This window comes from Alcanivorax sp. HI0083, from assembly GCF_001635175.1.
Genome location: NZ_LWFX01001007.1, coordinates 1 through 5,814, shown reverse-complemented (window position 1 = coordinate 5,814; position 5,814 = coordinate 1). Strand labels below are relative to the sequence as shown.

The following is a 5,814-nucleotide window of genomic DNA, read 5'->3' as shown; positions in this document are numbered from 1 at the left end:
GTGGTGGCAACACGGGCTATGGCGTTATCCGGTGAGCCCTGGCTGGGCTGGGAGCTGGGTGCGTCCATGACTCTGTCGTCCCATGGTTTTCTTGGCTATGCGGCCATGAGCAGTGCCACTCTGGGAGAGGCGCTGGAGCTGGCGGTGAAATATTTCCGTACCCGCAGCACCCTGGTGCAGCTGGAAACCTTTACCGATGGCGACATGGCCGTGATGCAGATCAACGAGCTGTTGGCATTGGGTGATTTGGCACCGCTGATCATGGAAAGCCTGTTTTCCAGCTTCCATTTCATGGGTGAAAAACTGGTGCCCGGGCTGGATGTGATTGGTGAGTTGCGTTTTTCCTACCCGGAACCCGATTACTTTGCGCGCATGCGCCCGGTGATGCCGGTGCCGGTGTATTTCGATTGTGCCTATAACCAGATGCGTTTCCCGGTGGAGCGGATGCAGTATCCACTGCAGTTTGCGGATCCGCGCCTGGCGAGAATGGCTGCGGACCAGTGTGAACAGGAAATGGCCAGCATCAAGCTGCCGCCGCCGTTGCTGGGGCAGGTGCGGCGGATCATTCTGGGCGGTGGTGGCCGTTTCCCCGGGGTGGAAGAAGTGGCCGGCGAGCTGCATATGTCATCGCGGACCCTGAAGCGCAAGCTGCAGCAGCTGGGCACCAGTTACCAGGAAGTGCTGGATGGGCTGCGCAAAGGGCTGGCGGTGGAATATCTCACCCAGTCCGAAAAAACCGTGGACGAAATTGCGATGACGCTGGGGTATTCCGATGCGTCGAATTTTGCCCGCGCGTTCCGCCGCTGGACTGCGCGTAGTCCGTCAGATTATCGCCCATAGCGTGGCGCCTGAGCCGTAAGGCTGGATGCTGGGTTGGTGCTTGAATCCGGTCTGTGGTGCCATGGGTTGTATTGCTTAAGGAGAGATTATGGCCTCGCTTCATCCTCGTCTTGCTGCCGACACCCGGGCTTTGGGAGAAACAGAGCTTTGCTGGTTGCGGTGGATGAACGATCAGCGATTTGCCTGGATTGTGGTGGTCCCCAAGCGGGACGGACTGCGCGAGTGGCACCATATGCCTGTGGATGAGCAGCAGGCGTTGCTGGCACAGGTGAATACGCTGGCAGGCCAGCTTGAACAGGTAACCGGCGCAGACAAGATCAACATCGGTGCGCTGGGGAACATGGTGCCGCAGCTGCATGTGCATATCATCGCCCGCTTTGCGGATGACCCTTGCTGGCCTGGGCCGGTGTGGGGGCAGGGGCAGCCTGAGCCCTGGCCAGACAATCAGCAGCCGGCCTGGATTGCCGAGTTGGCGTTGACCGACGATGTGGTAACCACAGGAGGGCGTTAATGGCGGGGTTGTTGCCGGTGACGGTTCAGTGTCCACATTGCTGGGAGGCCATCGAGGTGTTGGTGGATCCCTCGGTGGAAGAGCAGGAGTACGTGGAGGATTGCCAGGTGTGCTGCCAGCCGCTGTTGTTCACGGTGGCGGTGCCGTTTGGCAGTGAAGAGCCGCAGGTGGAGGTGCGGCCGGAGAATGAATAGCCCAGTCCCGAGTTACGAGAAGTGAGAAGCGAGAAGCGAAAATCATCGGGCTTTGCCGTGTTTTGGGGTTTGCCTTTCGAAACTCGCTTCTCGCAACTCGAAACTCTGGTTATCGCGCCGCCAGCGACGCTCCTACAGCGCGATTGGAGGGGTGGTGTTATCAGATGTCCTTGCGATCTATATGTCCGAGCGCCCGCTCCGGGCAGACTGCATCCCGTACCCGTCGTTTCAGCTCGGTGATTTCCGGAAAGCCGCCATCCTTTTTCCTGTCCCAGATTGGTTGTCCGTTGGCCTCAATCCAGAACACGCCGCCGGTGCCCGATTGCAGGGCCACTTCGTCCAGTTCATCACTGAAGGTGGCGAGCAGCTCCTGCGCATACCAGCCGCTACGCAGCAGCCAGTTGCACTGGCTGCAATAATAGATGACAACGCGGTTGGCGGGCATCAGGGGGTATTGTTGCCTGCCAGGAAGCGCTGCATCTCGGGATCGTTGAGCATGCGGGTGATGGCGCCGCTGAGGATCTCGTTGACCATGGCCTGGTTGCGGTCGGCGGTGGGGGTGAGCGGCAGATCGTGGACCACGCTGCTCTTGTAAGTGCCGGTGTGCACCACATCACCGCGGGTGGCTTCGGCGAGAAGCGTCAGCGACAGGGTGACTTCATTCACTACTGAGCCTTCCTCAGGCACGTAGTCCAGCTGTTCCAGGCGCACTTCCAGGCGGGTGGCGTCGGCACCGGCGTTGAAGGCGTTAAAGCCCTGGGTTTGCAGCCCCTTGCGCACGGCGTCTTCAATGGCGGCTTTCACGTCGTTGGCAGGTTGCACCAGGGCGGTTTCCTTGTAGACGCCGCCGCGGGTGCCGAAGGCGCTCTGGTCACGGGAATCCACGGCGATAACCTGCACCGGCTGATTCTGGCCGATATTGGCCGCTTCAACGTCTGCCTTGGGGGTAACGTTGATCATCTGGGGGCTCAGGGCGCAACCGGCAAACAGGGTGGTTGCGGTCAAAATCAGGGCTGCACGCAGCATGGTAACTCCTTGGTCAGTACGCTCAGTGGGTACGCTTCAGCGATTCTTCCGCCAGGCGGAACAGCGCATCCTTGTATGGCGAGGCGGGCACATGAGCGATCGCCTCCAGGGCGATGCGGGTCTGTTCTGCCGCCTTGTCCACCGTATATTGAAGACCGCCGCTGGCGCGAACGGTTTCAACGATTTGTTCCAGGTGCTCCAGCCCGCCGCTGCGAATGGCATCCTTGATCAGGGTGGCCTGTTCGGGGGAGCCGTTGGTGATGGTGTAGATCAGCGGCAGGGTGGGTTTGCCTTCGGCCAGGTCGTCGCCCACATTCTTGCCCAGTTCGCTGGCGTCACCCTGATAGTCAAGCACGTCGTCGATCAACTGGAAGGCGATGCCCAGGTGGCGGCCATAGGTGGCAAAGGCGTCCACATGATCGCTGGCCTGGTCCGCGCCCAGCACGGCGCCGGTTTCTGCTGCCGATTCGAACATTTTGGCGGTTTTGTGGTGAATCACCCGCATGTAGTTCTCTTCGCTGGTGTTGGGGTCGCGCACGTTGATTAGCTGCAGCACCTCCCCTTCGGAAATGGTGTTGGTGCTCTGGGAGAAAATGTCCAGCAGGCGCGGGTGGCGCAGGCCAACCATCAGTTGCAAGGCGCGGGAAATCAGGAAGTCGCCCACCAGCACGCTGGCGGCGTTGCCCCACACCGCATTGACGGTGGGGCGCCCGCGGCGCAGGTTGGATTCGTCCACCACGTCGTCGTGGAGCAGGGTGGCGGTATGCAAAAACTCGATGATGGCGGCCACGTCCACGTGGCGATCGCCCTGATAGCCGGCGGCCCGGGCGCAAAGAATGGCGATCAGCGGGCGTAGCCGCTTGCCGCCGGATTGAATGATGTAATCGCCCACTTCGCGGATCAGGGGGACGTTGGAATCCAGGTGGTGACTGATAAACTGGTTCACCGCCTCGAAGTCGTCATCGACGACGGCATAGATAGCCTTGAAATCCATGTATTCAGGTCCAGACAAAGGGTGGCGCGACAGCGGGCAATGCTAGCAGTGGCTGGCGGGTAGTCAAGGAAACCGCAGCCCCCGTGATTACTGGGTCAAGGCGAGCAGGAAAGGCTTGTAGGTCCTGGTTGCTTCGCGTACACTTCGCGACCCAATTTCATCCTCTGCCTGGCTTGCAAGTGGTGGTGGCTGTTTCCCGCACTGTTAAGGTGCTGTGGACGCCGTGGATCGCCCGCCTGAGTGGAGTTGTGCTGGAGCACACACATGTACGCAGTAATCAAAACCGGTGGTAAGCAGTATCGCGTTGAAGAAGGCGATGTTGTTCGCATCGAGAAAATTGAAGTAGCCACCGGCGAATCCGTTGATTTCGACCAGGTGCTGCTGGTTGCCAATGGCGATGACGTGAAAGTCGGCCAGCCGATGCTGGATGGCGCCAAGGTAACCGCGGAAGTGCTGGAGCAGGGCCGCCACAAGAAGATCAAGATTGTGAAGTTCCGTCGCCGTAAGCATTCCCGTAAGCAACAGGGTCACCGTCAGTGGTACACTGCGGTGAAAATCACCGGGATCCAGGGCTGATCCTTAAGACCTGATTTTCAGAAATTGAGTAGAGAGGATTGAGACATGGCGCATAAAAAAGCCGGTGGTAGTACTCGTAACGGTCGCGATTCGGAAAGTAAACGCCTTGGCGTGAAACGCTATGGCGGCCAGGTTGTCAGTGCAGGCGAAATCATTGTTCGTCAGCGCGGCACCAAATTCCACGCTGGCGTAAACGCCGGCATGGGCAAAGACCACACCATCTTTGCCAAGGAAACCGGTCGTGTGAAGTTCGAAGTCAAAGGTCCGCTGAGCCGCAAATATGTGGTAATCGAGCCTGTGGCCTGATCCTGACGGATCAGAAAAAACCCCGCGAGGCTTCGCCCGCGGGGTTTTTTTGTATTTGCGGCCGGGGCATTGCCCGGCGGTATCTGTCCCCAAAATGAATGCATTGCCGTAGAATGGCACCGTTCTGAAAGAGAGTCTGTTCCCATGCAATTTGTCGATGAAGCCACTATTGATGTCCATGCCGGAAAGGGCGGTGACGGCTGTCTGAGCTTTCGTCGCGAGAAATACGTGGAGTTTGGCGGGCCGGACGGCGGTGACGGTGGTGCCGGCGGTCATGTTTATGTGCAGGCCGATACCAATATCAACACCCTGGTGGATTACCGGTACGACCGTATCTTCAAGGCACGTAATGGTGAGCCGGGCAAGGGCCGCCAGATGACCGGCAAATCCGCTGATGATGTCATTCTGTATGTGCCGGTGGGCACCACCGTGGTCGATCTGGATACGGAAGAGGTGCTGGCGGACCTGACTGCCACCGACAAGCCGGTGATGGTGGCCCAGGCCGGTCGTGGCGGGCTGGGCAATATCCACTTCAAGAGCAGTGTGAACCAGGCGCCGCGTAAAACCACCAAGGGCAAGCCCGGCGAGTCCCGGCGCTTGCGTCTGGAGCTGAAGGTGCTGGCGGATGTGGGGCTGTTGGGTATGCCCAATGCGGGCAAGAGCACGCTGATTCGTGCCATTTCCGCGGCCAAGCCGAAAGTGGCGGATTATCCGTTTACCACCTTGATTCCGAATCTCGGGGTGGTGAAGGCGGACCGCTACCGCAGCTTTGTGGTGGCGGACATTCCCGGTCTGATCGAAGGGGCGGCGGACGGTGCTGGCCTGGGGATCCGCTTCCTCAAGCATTTGGCGCGTACCCGGTTGTTGTTGCATGTGGTGGACCTGGCGCCCATGGACGGTTCCAGCCCGGCCAATCATATTGATGCCATCGCTGATGAGCTGGACCGGTTTTCGCCGGCACTGGCGGAGCAGGAGCGCTGGCTGGTCTTCAACAAGATCGACCTGCTGGCTGATGACGAAGCCCAGGCCCAGGCGGATGCCATTGTGGATGAGCTGGGCTGGCAGGGGCCGGTGTTCAAGGTTTCGGCCGCCGCCGGGGTGGGCTGTGAGGATCTGGTTTACGCCCTGATGAATGCCATTGAGGATCGCCGTCGTCTTGAGGAGGAGGATCCAGCCTACGCCGCTGCCCAACAGGACCTGCGCGCCCGTCTGGAAGAAGAGGCCCGGGAGAAGGTGCAGGAGCTCAAGGCGGAGTCGCGTCGTGCTCGCCAGAATGATAATGACGACGACGATGATGATCACGATGTGGAAATCGTCTACGAACCGTAGCGCATTGTTGTGTCTGGCGAGTTGAGTGGCGGGAAATG

General features: G+C 59.7%; 9 protein-coding genes. 6 read left to right on the top strand and 3 right to left on the bottom strand.

The window, feature by feature from the left end; genetic code table 11:
- The 3 genes from A3754_RS12265 to A3754_RS12255 all read left to right on the top strand — a co-directional run.
- Positions 1 to 840 (top strand): AraC family transcriptional regulator (locus tag A3754_RS12265; protein ID WP_063519915.1); only part of this gene is annotated, 840 nt, incomplete at its 5' end.
- 88 nt (positions 841 to 928) lie between these two features.
- Positions 929 to 1,351 (top strand): HIT domain-containing protein, encoded by a 423-nt coding sequence (locus A3754_RS12260; protein WP_063519914.1) that lies wholly within the window; start codon positions 929 to 931, stop codon positions 1,349 to 1,351.
- A complete protein-coding gene (locus A3754_RS12255) occupies positions 1,351 to 1,545 on the top strand; it encodes a CPXCG motif-containing cysteine-rich protein (protein ID WP_063519913.1) in 195 nt (64 codons plus the stop codon). Before A3754_RS12260 ends, A3754_RS12255 begins: the two co-directional genes overlap by 1 nt.
- A gap of 160 nt (positions 1,546 to 1,705) precedes the next feature.
- Here A3754_RS12255 and A3754_RS12250 read toward each other — a convergent pair whose 3' ends face one another.
- The 3 genes from A3754_RS12250 to A3754_RS12240 are packed head-to-tail and all read right to left on the bottom strand — an operon-like array spanning position 1,706 to position 3,565.
- Complete coding sequence (locus tag A3754_RS12250; protein ID WP_063519912.1) at positions 1,706 to 1,990, bottom strand: SelT/SelW/SelH family protein; 285 nt, start codon at positions 1,988 to 1,990, stop codon at positions 1,706 to 1,708.
- Positions 1,990 to 2,571, bottom strand: a complete 582-nt coding sequence (locus A3754_RS12245; protein WP_063519911.1) for a YajG family lipoprotein — start codon at positions 2,569 to 2,571, stop codon at positions 1,990 to 1,992. Before A3754_RS12245 ends, A3754_RS12250 begins: the two co-directional genes overlap by 1 nt.
- Before the next feature lie 22 nt (positions 2,572 to 2,593).
- Entirely contained in the window at positions 2,594 to 3,565 is a 972-nt protein-coding gene (locus tag A3754_RS12240; protein ID WP_063519910.1) for a polyprenyl synthetase family protein, read from the bottom strand.
- Between the two features lie 264 nt (positions 3,566 to 3,829).
- On the opposite strand from A3754_RS12240, the gene rplU reads away from it, so the two are divergent.
- The 3 genes from rplU to cgtA all read left to right on the top strand — a co-directional run bounded on the left by rplU (position 3,830) and on the right by cgtA (position 5,776).
- Positions 3,830 to 4,141: a 50S ribosomal protein L21 gene (gene rplU, locus A3754_RS12235; protein WP_007148862.1), complete on the top strand. Its 312-nt coding sequence runs from the start codon at positions 3,830 to 3,832 to the stop codon at positions 4,139 to 4,141.
- 45 nt (positions 4,142 to 4,186) lie between these two features.
- On the top strand, positions 4,187 to 4,447 hold the full coding sequence (gene rpmA, locus A3754_RS12230) for a 50S ribosomal protein L27 (protein WP_007149973.1): 261 nt from the start codon (positions 4,187 to 4,189) through the stop codon (positions 4,445 to 4,447).
- A 144-nt stretch (positions 4,448 to 4,591) separates the two neighbouring features.
- Positions 4,592 to 5,776: an Obg family GTPase CgtA gene (cgtA, locus tag A3754_RS12225; protein ID WP_063519909.1), complete on the top strand. Its 1,185-nt coding sequence runs from the start codon at positions 4,592 to 4,594 to the stop codon at positions 5,774 to 5,776.
- Positions 5,777 to 5,814: the final 38 nt, after the last annotated feature.

Bases quoted from the DNA above. Each gene is read 5' to 3' on its own strand.
- A3754_RS12250 (WP_063519912.1), bottom strand. From the start codon at position 1,990: ATGCCCGCCAACCGCGTTGTCATCTATTATTGCAGCCAGTGCAACTGG.
- A3754_RS12240 (WP_063519910.1), bottom strand. From the start codon at position 3,565: ATGGATTTCAAGGCTATCTATGCCGTCGTCGATGACGACTTCGAGGCG.
- rpmA (WP_007149973.1), top strand. From the start codon at position 4,187: ATGGCGCATAAAAAAGCCGGTGGTAGTACTCGTAACGGTCGCGATTCG.
- A3754_RS12255 (WP_063519913.1), top strand. From the start codon at position 1,351: ATGGCGGGGTTGTTGCCGGTGACGGTTCAGTGTCCACATTGCTGGGAG.
- A3754_RS12260 (WP_063519914.1), top strand. From the start codon at position 929: ATGGCCTCGCTTCATCCTCGTCTTGCTGCCGACACCCGGGCTTTGGGA.
- A3754_RS12245 (WP_063519911.1), bottom strand. From the start codon at position 2,571: ATGCTGCGTGCAGCCCTGATTTTGACCGCAACCACCCTGTTTGCCGGT.
- rplU (WP_007148862.1), top strand. From the start codon at position 3,830: ATGTACGCAGTAATCAAAACCGGTGGTAAGCAGTATCGCGTTGAAGAA.
- cgtA (WP_063519909.1), top strand. From the start codon at position 4,592: ATGCAATTTGTCGATGAAGCCACTATTGATGTCCATGCCGGAAAGGGC.